This is a genomic window from Micromonospora sp. MH99 (assembly GCF_021442385.1).
Taxonomy (GTDB): Bacteria; Actinomycetota; Actinomycetes; order Mycobacteriales; family Micromonosporaceae; genus Micromonospora.
Genome location: NZ_MUZA01000103.1, coordinates 1 through 17,169, shown reverse-complemented (window position 1 = coordinate 17,169; position 17,169 = coordinate 1). Strand labels below are relative to the sequence as shown.

The following is a 17,169-nucleotide window of genomic DNA, read 5'->3' as shown; positions in this document are numbered from 1 at the left end:
GTGCCGACGCCGCCGCTGAACCCGCGTCCCGTTCCGGCCCCACCACCGGAACCGCGTCCCGTGCCGGGACCGCCGGCCGCGCCCCGACGCAACGCCATCACCGGGCCCGTCGCCAACGGCCGGCGCGGCAACGCCGGACCGGTCGTGGCCGGCCGACACCGGCGGCACAACGGCGCGTCCGGCCGCGCCGGCTGACAGTCCGTCCGGGCCCGGCACTTTCATCTGGTGGACGCCGCGCGGGTCCCCGTCGCCGGTGACGTCGCCGCCGGTAGCGTCAGTGGGCATGACGGTCGTACATCCGATCGCCCGGGCCTGGATCACCACCGGCGGCACCGGCGCGCAGAACTACGACGAGTTCGCCGACGACGCGGAGATCACCGCGATCATCGAGGCGAACCCGCACAGTGCCCTCGGCATCGAGATGCCGCATCGGGCTCCCGGCAGCCTGGGCAAGTCGTTCCTCGACGCGCTGCCGGACTCGGTGGCCCGCCTCGCCGAGGCCAAGGCCGACGGCAGCTACACCCCCTCCGAGCAGGTGGTCGTGCTGTACCGGATCAGCGCCCCGGGCGAGGAGACGGCGTACGGGCTGTTCGCGATGGTGGACACCGACCAGATCTCCACCCGCGCCGACGAGCCGGGCCTGGTCATCCGCAACGAGGACGTCTTCATCGCCAAGGTGCGCGAGCGCGTCGCGCTGGCCGAGGCGCTGGGTCACCTGCTCTCGCCCGTACTCCTGCTGCAGACCGGGACCGGCGACGAGCTGCACGCCGCGCTCGCGGCGGCGACCGACGCGGCCGGGGCACCTGCCGCGACGGACACCGACCAGGCGGGGCGCACCCACGCCATCTGGCTGCTCGGCCCCGGCCCGGAGCAGGACGCGTTGACCGCTCTCGCCGGTGGCGGCGAGCTGGTCGTCGCCGACGGCAACCACCGCAGCCTGGCCGCCCAGACCGGCGGGTTGTCGCGCTTCCTGGCCGTGGTGACCACCCCCGCGTCGGTGGCCATCCAGCCGTACAACCGGCTGGTCAGCGAGCTGACCACCACGCCGGCCGAGCTGCTCGACCGGTTGCGCGCGGCGGGGGCCGAGGTCGAGCCGATCGACGGCCCGGTCGAGGTCCCGGCGGCCGGCGGCACCGTCCATCTCCGCCTCGCCGGCCAGGGGTACGCGGTACGCCTGCCCGCCACCGCCGACGCCCGCCTGGAGAACCTGGACCACGCCCTGGTCGAGCGGCTGCTGCTGCGCGACGCTCTGGGACTGGATCCGGGCGACAAGCGGATCACCTACGTGGGCGGTGACTACCCGGCGAGCTGGCTCACCGGGGAGGTCGACGCCGGGCGGGCCGAGCTGGCCGTCCTCATCGCGCCGGTGACCGTGGCGGACTTCGTCGCGGTGAACCTGGCCCGGGAGAAGATGCCCCGCAAGAGCACCTGGTTCACCCCGAAGGCGCGCGGCGGCCTGGTGGTCGCCGAACTGCCGCGCTGAGTGAGCATCCGCACGACCGTGTGACGAACCCGGCTCTCCGACGCCGCCGCTGCGGCGTCGGAGAGCGCGGCCTGACAGACTGCCCGGTATGCGCGTCTACCTGGGATCCGATCACGCCGGTTTCGAGTTGAAGGTGCACCTGGCCAACCACCTGGCCAAGCAGGGGTACGACGTGGTCGACGTCGGCCCGCACAGCTACGACCCGGACGACGACTACCCGACGTTCTGCCTGCACACGGGTGACCGGGTGGTGGCCGACGAGACCTCCCTGGGGGTGGTCATCGGCGGCTCCGGTAACGGCGAGCAGATCGCCGCGAACAAGGTTGCCGGCGTACGCGCCGCGCTGGCCTGGAGCGTCGAGACGGCTCAGCTCGCCCGCCAGCACAACGACGCGAACGTCGTCGCGGTGGGCGCCCGCCAGCACACCCTGGACGAGGCCACCGGCATCGTCGAGGCGTTCCTGAGCACGCCGTTCTCCGGCAACGAGCGGCACGCCCGCCGGATCATCCAGGTCGCCACGTACGAGCAGACCCGGGAGCTGCCCGACCTGCCCTGACCCGGGGCCACCGCCCTCAGCGCGGCGAGCGGGGCAACTCCTCGCGGGGCACCCAGTTGCGGCGGACGACCACCACCCGGGCTTCCGCCTCGGCGAGGTCGTCGTCGGTGGGCCGGGCGGCGTCCCGGGCCCGCAGCGCGGCGCTCAGCCCCACCTGGGACGAGCCGGAGCCGACCAGCCCCCGTAACCCCCGCTCGCCGTCGCGGTCGTCGCCGCCGGACCCTCGACGTCGCGGCGGCGACTCCACGCCGTCGTGTACGCCGGCCGTGCTGGCCGTCGAACCGTCCGCGCCGCGCCCGGCCGGGTCGGAGTCGGACTGGTGGCGCAGCCGTCGCCTGCGTCGCTCCGGATCACCCATCAGCCGACCGTACCGCGCCGGGTGGGGAATTCGGCGCGTCGTGCCGGGTTCGCGCCGGACGGCGGTCGGCGACCGATTTGCCGGCTGGCTACCCTCGGATTCGGGCGGTGATCGTGCCGCCGGTCGGGTTCGCCGGCTGGCTACCCTCGAATGCGGGGGTGCCGCCGGTCAGGGGGAGGACGAGATGGCAGACCAGACGCAGCCGTGGGCGGAGCGAACCGTGGAGGTCCCACCGCAGGCCGGCGTCGGGGTGCCGCCGCAGCGGGACGGGTTCCGCCGGGGCGTGGCGCCGGTGGGCCAGCCGCGTACCCCGCGGACCGAACCGTTCCCGGTCGTGGAGCAGGAGCCGACCGGTACCGGCTGGCCGGGGGAGCCGGCGCCGCGCCGACCGTTGAGCTGGCGCCTGGCGCAGTTGCGTCGCGGCGGCGAGTGGAGCGCGGCGGGTGGCCTGTTCGCGTTCGTGTGCTGGGGGATCTGGGCGCTCTCCGGTGGGGGCGATCTGTCTGGCCCGCTGCTGGTGCTCGTGTTGAGCCTGCTGGTGGCGGTCGGCCTGTTCGCGTTGGCCCGGGTGATCGGTCGGTTGGTGCTGGAGCGGCAGCTCGGGCGGGTGCGGCGCAGCGCGTGGGGCGCCCACCTGGCCACCGCGGTCTTCCTCGTCGGTCTCGGTGTGGCCTGGCTGCAGCAGACCGAGTGGGTCGTCTCGGCCTGGAACTGGGTCACCTCGAACTGACCCGGCGCGCACGGGCGGGCCGGCCAGGCCGCCCGCCCGTGCTCGACGTCGCGGGACACCGCGACACCGGTCGTCTCCCCACCAGGCAAGGCCGCTGCTTACCCGGCCGGCCACGGTTCATCCGTGGCCGGCCGGTGCGTCCGTCGTTCGGGTCTGCCCGAACCGCGGGGTTAGCGGTCGTCGCCGTGCCCCTCGGCGTCGCCGCGGGGCGAGGCGACCCGGGCGGCCGGGTCCTCGACGCCGGGCTGGCCGCCGTCCGGGTCGACCATCCCGTCGTAGTTGTAGAGCGGTCGGCCGTCGTCGTGCTCCTTGGTGGTCCTGATGTAGCGGTGCATCATGCCGTCGATCTCCACCTCGACGAGGGCGTCGCCGCCGGTGTCGTGGGTGCTGCCGTCGCGGGGGCCGCCGACCAGGTGGGCTGTGGTGTTGGTGTCCATGTGTCTGCCCTACCCGCCGGCCGGAAGCCGGAAACAGGCGAAATGTCGCCCGGGGGTCAGCCGGTGGCCGCCTCGGCGGCGGCGTGGTCGCGGGCCACCCGGACCAGTTCGACCAGGCCGCCCGCGTACTCCTGGGACTCGCCGTGGGCCTCGTCGAACGGTGGCTGGAAGCCGACGCCCTCCCACTCGCCGGTGGTCGGGTTCCACCTGTCGTTGCCGACCTCGAAGTCCCAGGCGAAGATGCCCAGCTCGTAGTAGAGCTGGTCGGCGGAGTTGCCGGCGGCGGAGTAGAGCACGTCGGCGACCGGACCGGTCTGCGACGGCCAGGTGACGGTGCCGCGTTCTTGCGCGATGGCGCCGACGATCCGCCGGGCGCTGTTCAGGAACAGCGTCGACTCGTCGATCGACGGCCGGGGCAGGGTGATCCGCCCATCGGCCCGGTACGCCCCCGGCGGCCACATGAAGTACCCGCCGTAGGAGTGCACGTTCATCGCGAACCTGATGTTCGGGTGGGCCTTGGCCAGCGCGATGACGTTGCCGCTCTCCGCCTCGGACAGCTCTGCCGTGCCGGCGTAGGTGCCGGAGAGACAGTTGGCGCTGGCACCCACGTACCCGTCGAAGTACGACCCGACCGTGTAGTTGCGGTTGACGTCGACGCCCCACGAGTTGCGGTTCTTCGGGTCGCGGGCCGGCCCGGTGCAGTGGTTGACCAGGTTCTTGCGCTGGAAGTTGTAGTCGTTGAACGAGTAGTTCGCGCCGTCCGGGTTGACCGTCGGGATGACGAAGATGTCCACCTGCTCCAGCAGCTCCCGGGTGGCCGGGTCGGTACGGGCGTTGGCCAGCATCCGCTCCGCGAACTCCAGGGTCACCAGCGGCGTGGCCCACTCCCGGGCGTGCTCCTGGGAGTACGCCAGCACCCCGACTCGGGAGCCGTCGCGGTGCACGCCGAGGCGCAGCGCCTGGACCGTCCACGGCTTCGCCGGCACCTCGGTGCCCTGCAGGCCGTCGTCGAGGCGGGTCGGCCCGGCGACCGGCATCGGCAGGCCCGCCGAGCCGTCCTCGACGGTGGCCCGGAACCGGTTCGGTTGCCGGGCGTTGATCGCCGCGGCGACCTCGTCGGTGGTGCTCACCGTCTTGCCGGCGGTGTCCGTGGCCAGCGACACCGTGAGAACCCGGTCGCGGTAGCCGACGGTCAACGGCCGGTTCCGCCGGCCCGGGTCGACCGTGCGCACCTGGACACCGTTCATGCCCCGGTCGCCGAAGCGGACCGACTCGACGACCACGGCGGCGGCCGCCGGATCACCGAGATACGCGACGGCGGTGCGCCGGTATCCCTGGGTCTTGTTCGGCAGGTCGATGACGTCCACCAGGTCCCGGTACTGGCGGCCGAGCCGCTTGATCCGCGCCTGGATGTCCACCGGCGTCAGGTACGCGTCGATGAAGTCCTTCTGGTAGCCGGCGGGCAGCGGCGGCGGGGTGGCGTTCGGCCACAGCGCCGGGGTGACCACCCGGCTGACTCCGCCGAGGCTGGAGGTGGCGGTCAGCTGGACCGGCCGGCTCGGCACCGGCTGGGGGAGGTTGTAGTGGTACTGGTATTCGCCCGCGTCCTCGAACCGGTAGAGCGGGAACGACCCGGTGGCGCCGTCGGCGGTCCGCCAACTGACGGTGATCTCCACGTCCGGGTCGTCGGTGGCGGTGGTGGCGACCTGCGCCTGCAGGAAGGTCTGCCCACCTGTGGTCCACCAGTACGCCTGCTGCACCGCGAGGGTGTCGACGGCGGCGGCGGTGGTGGTCCGCTGCCCGGCGCCCGGGGCGCGTAGCCCGGCGGCGGTACGGGCCTGCGCCGCGCGGACGCTTTCGGCGAAGTGCCGGCTGCCGTCCCCGGCGCGCTGCACGATCTGCGTCGCGGTGGCGCCCTGGGCGGTCAGGTCGGCGAGTTGGGCGCCGGTCAGCACCAGGTCGGCGAGGATCCGCCCGTCCCGGGCCCGGGGTCGGTTGGCCAGGTCGACGCCGGCGGCGACGAGCCTGTCGAGCTGGGCCTGATCGCGCAGCCGCACCCGGACCAGGGCGGTCTCGGTGGCGGTCAGGGTGATCGGTGTGGCATCGGCGGCGGCTCTCGCCGCCGCCGGACCGGGATGGGACAGCGCCGCGCTGATCAGGATCGCTGTGGTGGCGGCAGCCATCCACCGTCGTCGGACGATCATGTGCCCTCCTGTGACGGACGTTGATGTGCGTGGTCCTTACACCAGTGCACAGATCGACACCTGTCAAGGGATCTCGCTGACGACCGGCACCAGGCTCTGGCGGCTCGACGTGGGGTCGGACGTTACCGGGGAAGCCGTGCGCGGTCGCCGTCACGGTTTGACGCGCAACCGGCCTCGACTCCGGCGAGTTCCTCTTTCGCAGTGCAACCCGCTGGGCCGGACCCGGCGTGACTATCTCGAATCGGGGATCGGAGGCCTGAATGAGCGATCGCGACGCGGCGTTCGCCGACTACTTCGCGGCGAGGTCGGACGCGATGCGCGGCACGGCGTACCTGCTGTGCGGTGACTGGCATCGGGCGGAGGACCTGGTCCAGACCGCGTTCGTGAAGCTCTACCTGGTCTGGAACCGGGTCTCCCGGCACGAGGTGCTCGACAACTACGTGCGGCAGATCCTGATCCGGACGTTCCTCGACGAGCGCCGCCGCGGCTGGTGGCGGCGTGAACGCGTGGGCGGCGACAACGCCGAGCAGGCGGCACCGTCGGACTCGCCGGAGACCCGTCTGGTGCTGCTGCGGGCGCTGGCCTCGGTGGCGCCGCGCCAGCGGGCGGTGCTGGTTCTCCGCTACTGGGAGGACCTTTCGATCGAGGACGTCGCGGCGCTGCTGGACTGCTCTCCGGGGACGGTGAAGAGCCAGGCGGCGCGCGGGCTGGACACGCTGCGCGGCCTCCTGGCAACCACACACAGCGGGATCGAGATGGGGCAATGATGAACGGAGAAGACCTGCGCGAGGCGCTGCGCCGCGAGATGGCGGACGCCACCTCGCCACCACCATTGAGTACGGCGGCCGCGCTCGGGGCGGGACGACGCGCCCGTGGTCGCCGCCGTGCCGCCTGGGCGTGCGCCGGATCGGCGGCGATGGTGCTGGCGGTCGCCGGCCTCGCGGCCGTGGGCACACCCAAGGGCGACATCTACCAGCCGGCGGGCGGTCCGCAGGCCATCCCGAACCCGTCGACGTCAGACACCAAGAAGCCGTGGCCGGCCGGGCCGGACGGTCAACCACAGGAGGACCGGACCGCCCGGGCAGGGTCGAAGTACGACCAGGGGGTACGGCTGCTCGACGAGGTCGTCTCCGTCGTGCCCGCCGGCTACACCGCGCCGGCGGACCCGCCGAACCAGCCCGCCGACCAGAGGACGCTGCGGACCCACCAGGCGCAGTTCGAGGACACGGTGAACGGCGTCGACCTGTGGAGCTACCTGACCTCGGTTGCCGTTGCCCAGGGGCAGGACACCGGGCGTGTGGTCGTCGAGGTGCACGACGCTGGCAACCAACTACCCGCTGAACCCTGCGCGCTGGCCCGCCAGTTCTGGGGCATGCAGGGCGAGTGTCAGGTCGAGGCCGTCGGGGCGGCGCAGGTCGGCGTGGTGGTCCGGCCGGGTGACGACGACCGGCTCGACCAGTGGGCGGCCTACCGGCACCCGGACGGTGTGGTGGTGTTCGTCGCGCAGGGGAGGCAACTCACCGAGACCCGGCCGGAGTTGACGAAGCTGCCGTTCTCCGTGCCGCAGTTGGCGGCTCTAGCGGTCGACGAACGGTTCCACCTCAGGTGACACGGTGACCCGGCCCTCCCGGGCCACCCGCCGATAACTCGGAGGCGGGCCCCGCCGCCGGTGCGGCAGCATGATCACATGACGTGGACGCCGGGGCACTGCGGAGAAACCAGCGCGGAGACGAAAGCGGCGCTGGAGGTGGCGATCGCGGCGGCCACCCAGCGTTCCGCCGCCGGCCGGAAGACCGTGGAGCACCTCACCTTCCTGGTGAACGGTGTCGTCGCCAACGCCGACCACGACCTGGGCCGGGCGGCACTGCGGGCGCTGGCTCGTTCCCCGAAAGTGGTGGCCCGGCTCGACGAACACGCCCGCCAGGTGCTGTGGTGCCTGCCGGACCAGTCGCCACCGCTCGTTCGGCTGGTGGCCGGTCTGACCCGACCCACTGTCGACCCGCTCGCCGTGGCGATGGCCAGCACCCACCGCGACGGACGCGTCCGCGAGCGCGCGGTCCGATCCATGCTGGACGATCCCCACCCGGATCTGGTGCCGTTTCTGGTGCTGCGCACCGGCGACTGGGTCCAGCAGGTGCGGGACCGGGCCCGCGCTGGCCTCGCGCTGCTGCTGGCCGACGACCCCGCCACGTACCTTCCGGCGGCGATGCCGATGGCACTGCTGGTGGACGCCCGGTCGCGCGGCGGCTTCGCCGCCAACCAGGTCACGGCCACGCTGCTCAGCGCGCCGCCGGCCGTACGCCGGATGGTCGGAACCTCCGGCTCCGCGGCCCAGCGGCGGCTGGTCTTCGAGATGGAGGTGGCGCAGCGCTGGCTGCGGATCGAGGACCTGGTCGCCGTCGCGGAGTCCGAGACCGACGTACGTATCCGCTCACTGGCGGCCGAGGCAGCGTGTCGGGAGGCGGTGTGGACCGGGCGGCTCCCGATCCTGCGGCGGCTCGCCCGCAGCCGCCGACCGGACGTACGGGCGGTCGCTCTCACCGGCCTGCTGCGGGTCGGAGAGCCGGCCGAGGTGGCCACCCGTCTCGATGACCCCGCGTCGCTGGTGCGGGCCATCGCCAGGGAGGCCGGTCGGCGCGTCGGCACCGACGCGCTGGCGCACTACCGGGCGGCGGTCACCGGCCCCGCGCCCACACCGGGTGCCGTCCACGGCTTCAGCGAGAGTGCTTCGGAGGCCGACGCGCCGCTGCTGAACCGGCTCCTCACCCATCCGGTCGCGACGATCCGCGCCGCAGCCGTCCGTGGCCTTCGCCAGCTCGACGCCGTCGACAGCGGCCGGATCCTGCCGTTGCTGACCGATCCCGCACCGTCGGTCGTTCGCGAGGCCACCACGGCCCTCCGACCCGTCGCGGCAACCCTGCCGGCGGAGCTGCCCTGGCAGTTGCTCACCGGCGCGCGGGTGGAACTGCGGCGCGCGGGCTATCGGCTGCTCGGCACGGCACCCGTAGCCGTGCGGTTGCGTGCCGCCCTGCTCCTGGCCGTCGACCCCGATCCGGGGTTGTCCCGACGCGGTCGTGCCGACGTGACCGGGCTCGTACGGGACGCCAGCCGTACGACCTGGCGTCGCACGCCGCTGCCCTCTCTCGACGTGACGACCGCCCAGCATGCGGACCTTCTCGTGCTGGCACGGCGCGCGGCGCCCGCCCTCGGCGAGGAGGTCAGCGATCTGCTCGCCGCCTGGCTCAGGAGGTCTGCCTAGGCGCGCTTCAACCGGCCCAGGATGAGGGGAGGCAGCCCCTGGCCTGGGCCGGAGGTTGTTGGAGCGGGCGACGGGAATCGAACCCGCACCGTCAGTTTGGAAGACTGAAGCTCTGCCATTGAGCTACGCCCGCGCTCCGCCCCGCCGAAACGGGACGCGCCGACAGCGTACCCAATGGCCGTGTCCGATGCGCAGCCGCGCCACCGCCCCGCGGCGTCGCGGGACACGCGCGTCACGTGTCGACCGCCCAAGATCCGCACCACCTCGGGGAAATGGCGGTGTCCCCGCTCGCGGATACCCCCACATCCCCGAAGTCGTGCGGATCTTGACGTCGGGCGCGGGCGCGCGGGGCACAAGGTGCGACTTTCGGGCGATGTGTCCGGGTGGGGGCCGCCCCGGCACCGCTTGCGGCGCGGCGACGGCATAGACTGCACGTCGCCACGGGGTGTGGCGCAGCTTGGTAGCGCACTCGCTTTGGGAGCGAGGGGCCGTGGGTTCAAATCCCGCCACCCCGACTGTCGTCCGCGTCCGGGTCGCCCCGGGCGCTAGCAGCCGGCCGGGCCGGCTCGCCTACACTCGATGGGCCAATCGAAGGCCCAGAATCAAAACCCAGATCCGTCAAGGAGTACGCCTGTGAAGAGCACCGTCGAGACTCTGAGCCCGACGCGCGTGCGGCTCGCCATCGAGGTGCCGTTCGTCGAGCTCGAGCCGAGCCTCAAGAAGGCGTACCGGGAGATCGGTTCGCAGGTCCAGGTCCCGGGCTTCCGCCGGGGCAAGGTGCCGACCGCGGTGATCGACCAGCGGGTGGGCCGGGGCACCGTCCTCAACGAGGCCGTCCAGGACGCTATCCCGGAGAACATCATGGCCGCGGTGCGCGAGCACGACCTGAAGACGCTGGGGCGTCCCGAGGTCGAGATCACCGAGTTCAACGACGGTGACTCGCTGAACTTCACCGCCGAGGTCGACGTCCGTCCGGAGATCACGCTGCCCGACGCGACGACCATCGAGGTGACCGTCGACGAGCTGCAGATCGATGACAGCGAGATCGACGAGCAGGTGAAGAACCTGCGGGAGCGGTTCGCCACCCTCAAGACCGTCGAGCGGGCCGCCGCCGAGGGCGACTACGTGCAGATCGACCTGAACGCCACCGTCGACGGCGAGGACGTGCCGGGCGGCCAGGCCAGCAACATCTCCCACGAGGTCGGCAGCAAGCAGCTCCTGCCGGGCCTGGACGAGGCAGTGGTCGGCCTCGCCGCCGGCGACAGCACCACCTTCACCACCCAGCTGGTCGGCGGCGACTTCGCCGGCCGGGACGCCGACGTGGCGGTGACCGTGCGCACGGTCAAGGAGAAGGAGCTGCCGGAGCTGAACGACGAGTTCGCCCAGATGGCCAGCGAGTTCGACACGATCGAGGAGCTGCGCGGCGATCTGCGGGCGCGGGTCACGCAGGGCAAGCAGGTCGAGCAGATCTACGCCGCCCGGGACAAGGCGCTGGCGCAGCTGGTCGAGGCCGCCGAGGTGCCGGCGCCGGAGGGCGTCGTCCGTGAGGAGGTCGCGAGCCGCAAGCAGGCGATGGTCGACCAGCTGGAGCGGATCGGCGCCTCCATGGAGGAATACCTCGCGGCCGAGGAGAAGACTGAGGAGCAGATCGACGCCGAGCTGACCGAGGCGGCGACCGAGGGCGTCAAGGTGCAGCTCCTGCTCGACACGCTTGCCGACGCGGAGGACGTGCAGGTCTCCGACGACGAGTTCGGGCACGAGATCGTGCACCGGGCGCAGCGCGCCGGGATGGCCCCGCAGCAGTACTACGACCAGCTGGTGCGCTCCGGCGCGGCTGCCGCGGTCTTCGGCGACGTGCGGCGGGGCAAGGCGCTCGCGGCCGTCATGGAGCGCATCTCGATCAAGGACTCGGCCGGCAACGAGGTCACCCTGGACGCGCTGCGCGCCGCCAACGAGGCGGAGCACAACCACGAGCACTGATTCGTCGGGTGCGGCCGCCGTCCGCCGCTGAGCGGTGGGCGGCGGCCACATCCGTTTCCCGGGTACGCCCGGACGCCCGCGCCGCGGGTGCGCCCGACGCAACTGCGCTGAGAGCGAACAGTGCCCCGACCGGGACTCTGCCGCCCCGCACAGCGGTTAGTGTCGGGAAAGACGGTACGGAGAGCGAAGGGCTGCCATGACCGACATGCACATCCCCAAGAAGTCGCTCCGGGCGATTGACGCGCGCGGTGGCGACTCCATTGGCAACCTCGACGACTCGGTCTACAACCGGTTGCTCAAGGAACGCATCATCTTCCTGGGCAGTGAGGTGACCGACCAGGTCGCCAACCGCATCTGCGCGCAGCTGCTGCTGCTCGCCGCGGAGGACCCGGACCGCGACATCAACCTGTGGATCAACTCGCCGGGTGGCTCGGTCTACTCCGGCATGGCGATCTACGACACCATGCAGTTCATCGACAACGACGTGTCGACCGTGGCGATGGGCATGGCCGCCTCGATGGGTCAGCTGCTGCTCTGCGCGGGCACCAAGGGCAAGCGTTACGCCCTGCCGCACGCTCGGATCATGATGCACCAGCCGTCCGGTGGTCTGGGCGGCACGGCGTCGGACATCGCCATCCAGGCGGAGCAGATGCTCTACACGAAGCGGATGTTCCAGGAGCGCGTCGCGCACCACACCGGCCAGAGCCAGTCGCAGATCGAGGCCGACTCGGACCGGGACCGTTGGTTCACCGCCCAGGAGGCCATGGACTACGGCTTCATCGACAAGGTGATCATCGGGGCCGCTCAGGTTCCGGATGGCGCCGGGACCCTGAGCTGAGGAGCTGACGATGACCGATCTGAGCTTGCCGCCCCAGTTCGCGGCCGTGCACAACCGGTACGTGCTGCCGTCGTTCGTCGAGCGCACGTCGTACGGGGTCAAGGAGTCGAACCCGTACAACAAGCTCTTCGAGGACCGGATCATCTTCCTCGGTGTCCAGGTGGACGACGCGTCGGCCAACGACGTGATGGCCCAGCTGCTGACGCTGGAGGGCACCGACCCGGACCGCGACATCATCATGTACATCAACTCGCCGGGTGGCTCGTTCACCGCGATGACGGCGATCTACGACACCATGCAGTACGTCCGTCCGGACATCCAGACGGTCTGCCTCGGGCAGGCCGCCAGCGCGGCGGCGGTGCTGCTGTCGGCGGGTACGCCGGGTAAGCGGATGGCCCTTCCGAACTCGCGGATCATCATCCACCAGCCGGCCACCGAGGGCGGCTACGGGCAGGGCTCGGACATCGAGATCCAGGCCCGGGAGATCCTGCGGATGCGGACGCAGCTGGAGGACATGCTGTCCCGCCACTGCAACCGCCCGATCGAGCAGGTTCGCAAGGACATCGACCGTGACAAGATCATGACGGCCGAGGAGTCCAAGGAGTACGGGCTGGTCGACACGATCCTGACCAGCCGCAAGAAGGGTTTGCTGGCCGCTCAGGCCGCCAGCTGAGCACTACCGGGTCAGAGGTTGGCCGGGGCGCGCGTTCCCGGCCGACCTCTGACACACCCGTTTTGGGGGTCGGAGAATGCTCCGCCAGCGGGTAACGTCGGGTCCGTACCGCTTCGCCGGTTGGGCCGGTGGGGTGAACGAAGTCGGGCGGCAGGCAGCGCCCGCAGGTCAGGGCCGGGTCTCCGGCCGATGAGTGCAGGGAGAACGTAGGTGGCACGGATCGGTGACGGCGGCGACCTACTGAAATGCTCCTTCTGCGGCAAGTCGCAGAAGCAGGTGAAGAAGCTCATCGCGGGCCCCGGGGTCTACATCTGCGACGAGTGCATCGATCTCTGCAACGAGATCATCGAAGAGGAGCTGGCCGAGTCCGGCGAGGTGAAGTGGGAAGAGCTTCCCAAGCCGATGGAGATCTGCCAGTTCCTCGACAACTACGTCGTCGGGCAGGATCAGGCCAAGAAGGCGCTCGCCGTAGCGGTCTACAACCACTACAAGCGCATCCAGGCCGAGGCGGCCGGTGCGCCGGGCTCCGGCAGTGACGCCGTCGAGCTGGCGAAGTCCAACATCCTGCTGCTCGGGCCGACGGGGTGCGGCAAGACCCACCTGGCGCAGACCCTCGCCCGGATGTTGAACGTCCCGTTCGCGATCGCCGACGCCACCGCGCTGACCGAGGCGGGCTACGTCGGCGAGGACGTGGAGAACATCCTCCTCAAGCTCATCCAGGCCGCGGACTACGACATCAAGCGCGCCGAGACCGGCATCATCTACATCGACGAGGTCGACAAGATCGCCCGTAAGTCGGAGAATCCGTCGATCACGCGCGACGTCTCCGGCGAGGGTGTGCAGCAGGCTCTGCTCAAGATGCTGGAAGGCACGGTGGCCAACGTGCCGCCGCAGGGTGGTCGTAAGCACCCGCACCAGGAGTTCATCCAGATCGACACCACGAACGTGCTGTTCATCTGTGGTGGTGCGTTCGCCGGTCTGGATCAGATCATCGAGTCCCGCACCGGCCAGGGCGGCACCGGTTTCGGCGCCCGGCTCCGGTCGGTGTCCGAGCGGTCGACCGATGACATCTTCAGCCAGGTCATGCCGGAGGACATGCTCAAGTTCGGGCTGATCCCCGAGTTCGTCGGCCGGCTCCCGGTGATCACCAATGTGCGCAGCCTGGACCGCAGCGCTCTGGTGCGCATCCTCACCGAGCCGCGCAACGCGCTGGTCCGGCAGTACCAGCGGCTCTTCGAGCTGGACGGGGTCGAGCTGGAGTTCGACGAGCCGGCGTTGGAGGCGATCGCCGACCAGGCGATGCTGCGGGGCACGGGTGCCCGCGGTCTGCGGGCCATCATCGAGGAGGTTCTGCTCTCCGCGATGTTCGAGGTGCCGAGCAACCCCGACGCCGCCCGGGTGCTGATCACCCGCGAGGTCGTCCTGGAGAACGTCAACCCGACAATCGTTCCGCGCGAGTTCACCGGGCGTCGGGCCCGGCGGGACCGCGAGGAGAAGTCGGCCTGATCGTCCCCGCGTCACGCCGGCCGTTCGCTACTGACGCGGCCGGCGTGACCGTGTTCGGCGGTCCCACTCGCCCGACGGCGTGACAGTCACCATCATCAGCCGGGCCGGTTCCTCGGCGTCGTTGCGGTAGCCGTGCTCCCGGTCGGCGTGGAACTCGATCGTCTCGCCCGCCCGGACGGCGTGATCCTGCCCGTCGACCTGGACGATCACCGTGCCGGCCAGGACGTGCAGCACCTCGCGGGTGCCGCGCGGGTGGTCGGAGGAGCGCTGTCCGTCCCCGGGCTCCAGCCGCCAGTCCCAGAGCTCGACCAGGTCGGGCTCGCCCAGCCCGCTGAGCAGCTGGCCGGTGCCGCCGTGCTCGCCCTGCCAGAGCACGGGCGCCTCGGCCGTGGAGCTGATCCGCACTGTCCGCTCCTCGTCCGGCTCGACAAGTCGGGCGATGTTGACGCCGAACGCGTCAGCGACCCGGCACAGCGTGCCGACGCTGGGGTTGGTGCGGGCGCTCTCGATCTGCACGAGCATCGCCTTGCTCACCCCGGAGCGGCCGGCGAGTTCCTCGAAGGACCAGCCCCGGGCGGCGCGCAGTTCCCGTACCTGCCTGGCGACGGCGGCGGTCACCGCGCCCACCCGGCCACCTGTGTCGGTCATCAAACTATCCTTCGCGGTCACTATTGTGGTACGACAGTCGCATGCTACCCATTCTCCTGGCAGCGGTGTCCGCGATCGCCTTCGGCACCGCCGACTTCTCCGGCGGCAAGGCGTCCCGGCGGGCCGACCCGATCGCGGTGACCGTGGTCTCCCAGCTGCTGAGCGTCCCCCTGCTGGTCGCTCTGGTGCTGGTGGTGCCCGGGACGCCGACCGTCGCCGACATCGCCTGGGGGCTGCTCGCCGGGGTGGCGGGCGCTGGTGGCGTCATGCTGCTCTACCGGGCGCTCGCCGGCGGAATGATGGCTGTGGTCGCGCCGATCACCGCGATCACCGCCGCGGTGGTGCCGATCGTCGCCGGCCTGTTCACGTCGAGCTTCCCCGGAGGGCTGGCGCTCACCGGCGCCGGCCTCGCCGTGGTGGCGATCGCCCTGGTCAGCCTGGGCGAAGGGGGCAGCCGCACGGGCATTCCGACGCGGCTGGTCGGTCTGGCCCTCGCCGCCGGCGGGCTCTTCGGCGTCTTCTTCACGCTGCTAGGCCAGGCCAGTGAGAGCGCCGGCATGTGGCCGGTGGCGGCGGTCCGGGCCAGCTCGATCGCGTTCGGCCTGGTCCTCGCCGCCGCCACCGGGGTGCGGCTTCGGCTCGACCGGCGGGTGCTGGGTTGGGCGGCCGTCGCCGGTCTGCTCGACAGCGCCGCCAACGCGCTCTTCATGGCCGCCGCCGCGCGGGGTCACCTCAGCATCGTGGCGGCGATCGCCGCGCTCTATCCCGCCAGCACGGTGCTGCTCGCGCTCGCCGTCGACCGGGAACGCCTACGGCCGGTCCAGATCGCCGGCCTCGGGTTCGCCGCGGGGGCGCTGGTGCTGGCCAGCATCTGACGCTGTCCGCGCCGGCCGTCCCGGCCGTACTCTGGGGCCATGCGCGTCGCCGTCTGCCAGCTCAACGCCCGGGATGACCGCAAGGCAAACCTGGCCGCCGCCGAGGTGCTGCTGGAACGCGCCGCCGACGGCGGCGCGGACCTGGCCATCCTTCCGGAGTACGTCGACTATCTCGGCCCCGCGGCAGACCTGCCCGAACCGGAGCCGGTCGACGGTGAGGTGGGCACCTTCTTCGCGGCGGCTGCCCGGCGGCTGGGCATGTGGGTGGTGGCCGGGTCGTTCCACGAGGCCGGGCCGGACCCGGAGCACACCTGGAACACCTCGTTGGTCTTCGACCGTGCCGGCAGCCTGGCCGCGAGCTACCGCAAGATCCATCTGTACGACGTGGAGATCCCGGGTCGGGTCTCCTACCTGGAGTCGGCGAGTGTCGCGCCCGGCGAGCAGCCCGTCGTCGTGGACGTGGAGGATCTCCGGGTCGGGCTGTCGATCTGCTACGACCTGCGCTTCCCGGAGCTGTACCGGCGGCTCGCCAGCGAGGGCGGCGCCCACCTGCTGGTGGTGCCGGCGGCGTTCATGCTGCACACCGGGCGGGACCACTGGGAGGTTTTGCTGCGCGCCCGGGCCATCGAGAACCAGTGTTTCGTGGCGGCCGCCGGTCAGACGGGCGACCACGAGCCCGGTCGGACGTGCTTCGGGCGCAGCATGGTGGTTGACCCGTGGGGGATGGTCCTCACGCAACTGCCGGACGGCCCCGGGGTGGCCGTCGCCGACCTGGACCTCGACCGCCTCGCCGCGATCCGGGCCGAGCTGCCCAGCCTGGCCAACCGCCGGCTCTGAGCGCTCACCCCTCCAACAGGACGCCGATCGTCGCGAGGCCGGCGATGACGACCGCGGTGACCAGCAGAGCCGTGGTCATCCGGGATCTGCCCCGGCGGGCGAGCCGTCCCACCGAGAGCACGAGGACCACCAGCACGACCGCGCCGATGACCAGTTGCCAGAACGGCAGGAGGACGCCGAGCAGCGCTTCCTCGGCAAACACCGTGGCGTCCAGCCCGGACTCATCCATGCCTGACACTCTGGCACGCCAAGGTGCGCGGCGTCGCCGACCGCAGAGCAGACCGCGCCGATCCGTTCGGCCAAACCAGTGATGAACCCTGATTTGCCTTCTCCTGGCCGGCCGCGTAACTTTCTCTCTGCACGGGGGAGGCCGGACAAACCGGCCGAGAACGGGCGCCAGGCTCGTGGTGGGAACGCCGAGCGAGACTGAGGATCGGGCGGTGCGGGACACTCCGGTAACGGGGTTGCGAACGCGAAGCCGACCGGGTAGAGTTCTGAAGCCGGCAGGAGCCGGGCGGAGAGCCGCGAAGCGGCGATCGGCCGGTCTGCGGCTTCCCACGACAGAAACGACCGCCGGGTACGGCGTGCGTCATCGTGGGTCCGGACGAACCAGATTGATCACCTCGGATACGAGGTTGACAATGAAAGTTCGACCAAGTAGGTTTGAGCGGTTGCCCCGAAACGGGGTTCCACGAATGTGGAGCTTCGGATCGGTGTGTGGTTGTTCTTTGAGAACTCAACAGGGTGCTTGTAAAGCCAGTGCCAATTATGATTTATACCCCGGA

At 71.3% G+C, this 17,169-nt stretch carries 17 protein-coding genes, 2 tRNA genes and 1 pseudogene; 14 read left to right on the top strand and 6 right to left on the bottom strand.

The window, feature by feature from the left end; all coding sequences use genetic code 11:
• The 3 genes and pseudogenes from B0E54_RS30420 to B0E54_RS30410 all read left to right on the top strand — a co-directional run.
• Positions 1–195, top strand: a pseudogene (locus tag B0E54_RS30420) (hypothetical protein); the annotation flags it as partial.
• An 88-nt stretch (positions 196–283) separates the two neighbouring features.
• Positions 284–1,483, top strand: coding sequence for a DUF1015 family protein (locus B0E54_RS30415; RefSeq protein WP_234590971.1), 1,200 nt, complete (start codon positions 284–286; stop codon positions 1,481–1,483).
• An 88-nt stretch (positions 1,484–1,571) separates the two neighbouring features.
• The gene (locus B0E54_RS30410; protein WP_234590968.1) at positions 1,572–2,039 is read left to right on the top strand and encodes a ribose-5-phosphate isomerase; all 468 of its coding nucleotides are present in this window, start codon (positions 1,572–1,574) and stop codon (positions 2,037–2,039) included.
• Between the two features lie 16 nt (positions 2,040–2,055).
• On the opposite strand, the gene B0E54_RS30405 is transcribed toward B0E54_RS30410, so the two are convergent.
• Positions 2,056–2,397 (bottom strand): hypothetical protein, encoded by a 342-nt coding sequence (locus B0E54_RS30405; RefSeq protein ID WP_234590962.1) that lies wholly within the window; start codon positions 2,395–2,397, stop codon positions 2,056–2,058.
• A gap of 184 nt (positions 2,398–2,581) precedes the next feature.
• Between B0E54_RS30405 and B0E54_RS30400 the strand changes: the two genes are divergently transcribed.
• Positions 2,582–3,127: a hypothetical protein gene (locus tag B0E54_RS30400; protein ID WP_234590960.1), complete on the top strand. Its 546-nt coding sequence runs from the start codon at positions 2,582–2,584 to the stop codon at positions 3,125–3,127.
• A 170-nt stretch (positions 3,128–3,297) separates the two neighbouring features.
• Here B0E54_RS30400 and B0E54_RS30395 read toward each other — a convergent pair whose 3' ends face one another.
• A complete protein-coding gene (locus tag B0E54_RS30395; protein ID WP_234590958.1) occupies positions 3,298–3,564 on the bottom strand; it encodes a hypothetical protein in 267 nt (88 codons plus the stop codon).
• A 56-nt stretch (positions 3,565–3,620) separates the two neighbouring features.
• Positions 3,621–5,768: a M14 family zinc carboxypeptidase gene (locus B0E54_RS30390; protein ID WP_234590955.1), complete on the bottom strand. Its 2,148-nt coding sequence runs from the start codon at positions 5,766–5,768 to the stop codon at positions 3,621–3,623.
• Positions 5,769–6,028: 260 nt separating this feature from the next.
• On the opposite strand from B0E54_RS30390, the gene B0E54_RS30385 reads away from it, so the two are divergent.
• The 3 genes from B0E54_RS30385 (at position 6,029) to B0E54_RS30375 (ending at position 9,027) form a co-directional block, all read left to right on the top strand.
• A complete protein-coding gene (locus B0E54_RS30385; RefSeq protein ID WP_234590953.1) occupies positions 6,029–6,535 on the top strand; it encodes a SigE family RNA polymerase sigma factor in 507 nt (168 codons plus the stop codon).
• Positions 6,535–7,377, top strand: coding sequence for a hypothetical protein (locus tag B0E54_RS30380; protein ID WP_234590950.1), 843 nt, complete (start codon positions 6,535–6,537; stop codon positions 7,375–7,377). Before B0E54_RS30385 ends, B0E54_RS30380 begins: the two co-directional genes overlap by 1 nt.
• 78 nt (positions 7,378–7,455) lie before the next feature.
• Entirely contained in the window at positions 7,456–9,027 is a 1,572-nt protein-coding gene (locus tag B0E54_RS30375; RefSeq protein WP_234590948.1) for a hypothetical protein, read from the top strand.
• Positions 9,028–9,086: 59 nt separating this feature from the next.
• Here B0E54_RS30375 and B0E54_RS30370 read toward each other — a convergent pair.
• Positions 9,087–9,160: transfer RNA gene (locus tag B0E54_RS30370), tRNA-Gly, on the bottom strand.
• Between the two features lie 308 nt (positions 9,161–9,468).
• Between B0E54_RS30370 and B0E54_RS30365 the strand changes: the two genes are divergently transcribed.
• The 5 genes from B0E54_RS30365 to clpX all read left to right on the top strand — a co-directional run bounded on the left by B0E54_RS30365 (position 9,469) and on the right by clpX (position 14,024).
• Positions 9,469–9,542, top strand: a tRNA-Pro gene (locus B0E54_RS30365).
• A gap of 118 nt (positions 9,543–9,660) precedes the next feature.
• Positions 9,661–11,007 (top strand): trigger factor, encoded by a 1,347-nt coding sequence (gene tig, locus B0E54_RS30360; protein WP_234590946.1) that lies wholly within the window; start codon positions 9,661–9,663, stop codon positions 11,005–11,007.
• 196 nt (positions 11,008–11,203) lie between these two features.
• Positions 11,204–11,845, top strand: coding sequence for an ATP-dependent Clp protease proteolytic subunit (locus B0E54_RS30355; RefSeq protein WP_007464111.1), 642 nt, complete (start codon positions 11,204–11,206; stop codon positions 11,843–11,845).
• Positions 11,846–11,855: 10 nt separating this feature from the next.
• A complete protein-coding gene (locus tag B0E54_RS30350; protein ID WP_088988028.1) occupies positions 11,856–12,518 on the top strand; it encodes an ATP-dependent Clp protease proteolytic subunit in 663 nt (220 codons plus the stop codon).
• Positions 12,519–12,728: 210 nt separating this feature from the next.
• Positions 12,729–14,024 carry an ATP-dependent Clp protease ATP-binding subunit ClpX gene (clpX, locus tag B0E54_RS30345; protein ID WP_234590933.1) on the top strand — a complete coding sequence of 432 codons (1,296 nt, stop codon included), beginning with the start codon at positions 12,729–12,731 and terminating at the stop codon, positions 14,022–14,024.
• 27 nt (positions 14,025–14,051) lie between these two features.
• Here the strand turns inward: clpX and B0E54_RS30340 are convergent, their stop codons facing one another.
• Positions 14,052–14,672 (bottom strand): helix-turn-helix domain-containing protein, encoded by a 621-nt coding sequence (locus B0E54_RS30340; protein WP_234590931.1) that lies wholly within the window; start codon positions 14,670–14,672, stop codon positions 14,052–14,054.
• Between the two features lie 41 nt (positions 14,673–14,713).
• Here B0E54_RS30340 and B0E54_RS30335 point away from each other — a divergent pair, with 41 nt between their 5' ends.
• Positions 14,714–15,547, top strand: coding sequence for a DMT family transporter (locus tag B0E54_RS30335; protein ID WP_234590929.1), 834 nt, complete (start codon positions 14,714–14,716; stop codon positions 15,545–15,547).
• A 39-nt stretch (positions 15,548–15,586) separates the two neighbouring features.
• Complete coding sequence (locus B0E54_RS30330) at positions 15,587–16,384, top strand: carbon-nitrogen hydrolase family protein (protein ID WP_234590927.1); 798 nt, start codon at positions 15,587–15,589, stop codon at positions 16,382–16,384.
• A 4-nt stretch (positions 16,385–16,388) separates the two neighbouring features.
• On the opposite strand, the gene B0E54_RS30325 is transcribed toward B0E54_RS30330, so the two are convergent.
• Entirely contained in the window at positions 16,389–16,613 is a 225-nt protein-coding gene (locus tag B0E54_RS30325; protein WP_007464098.1) for a hypothetical protein, read from the bottom strand.
• Positions 16,614–17,169: the final 556 nt, after the last annotated feature.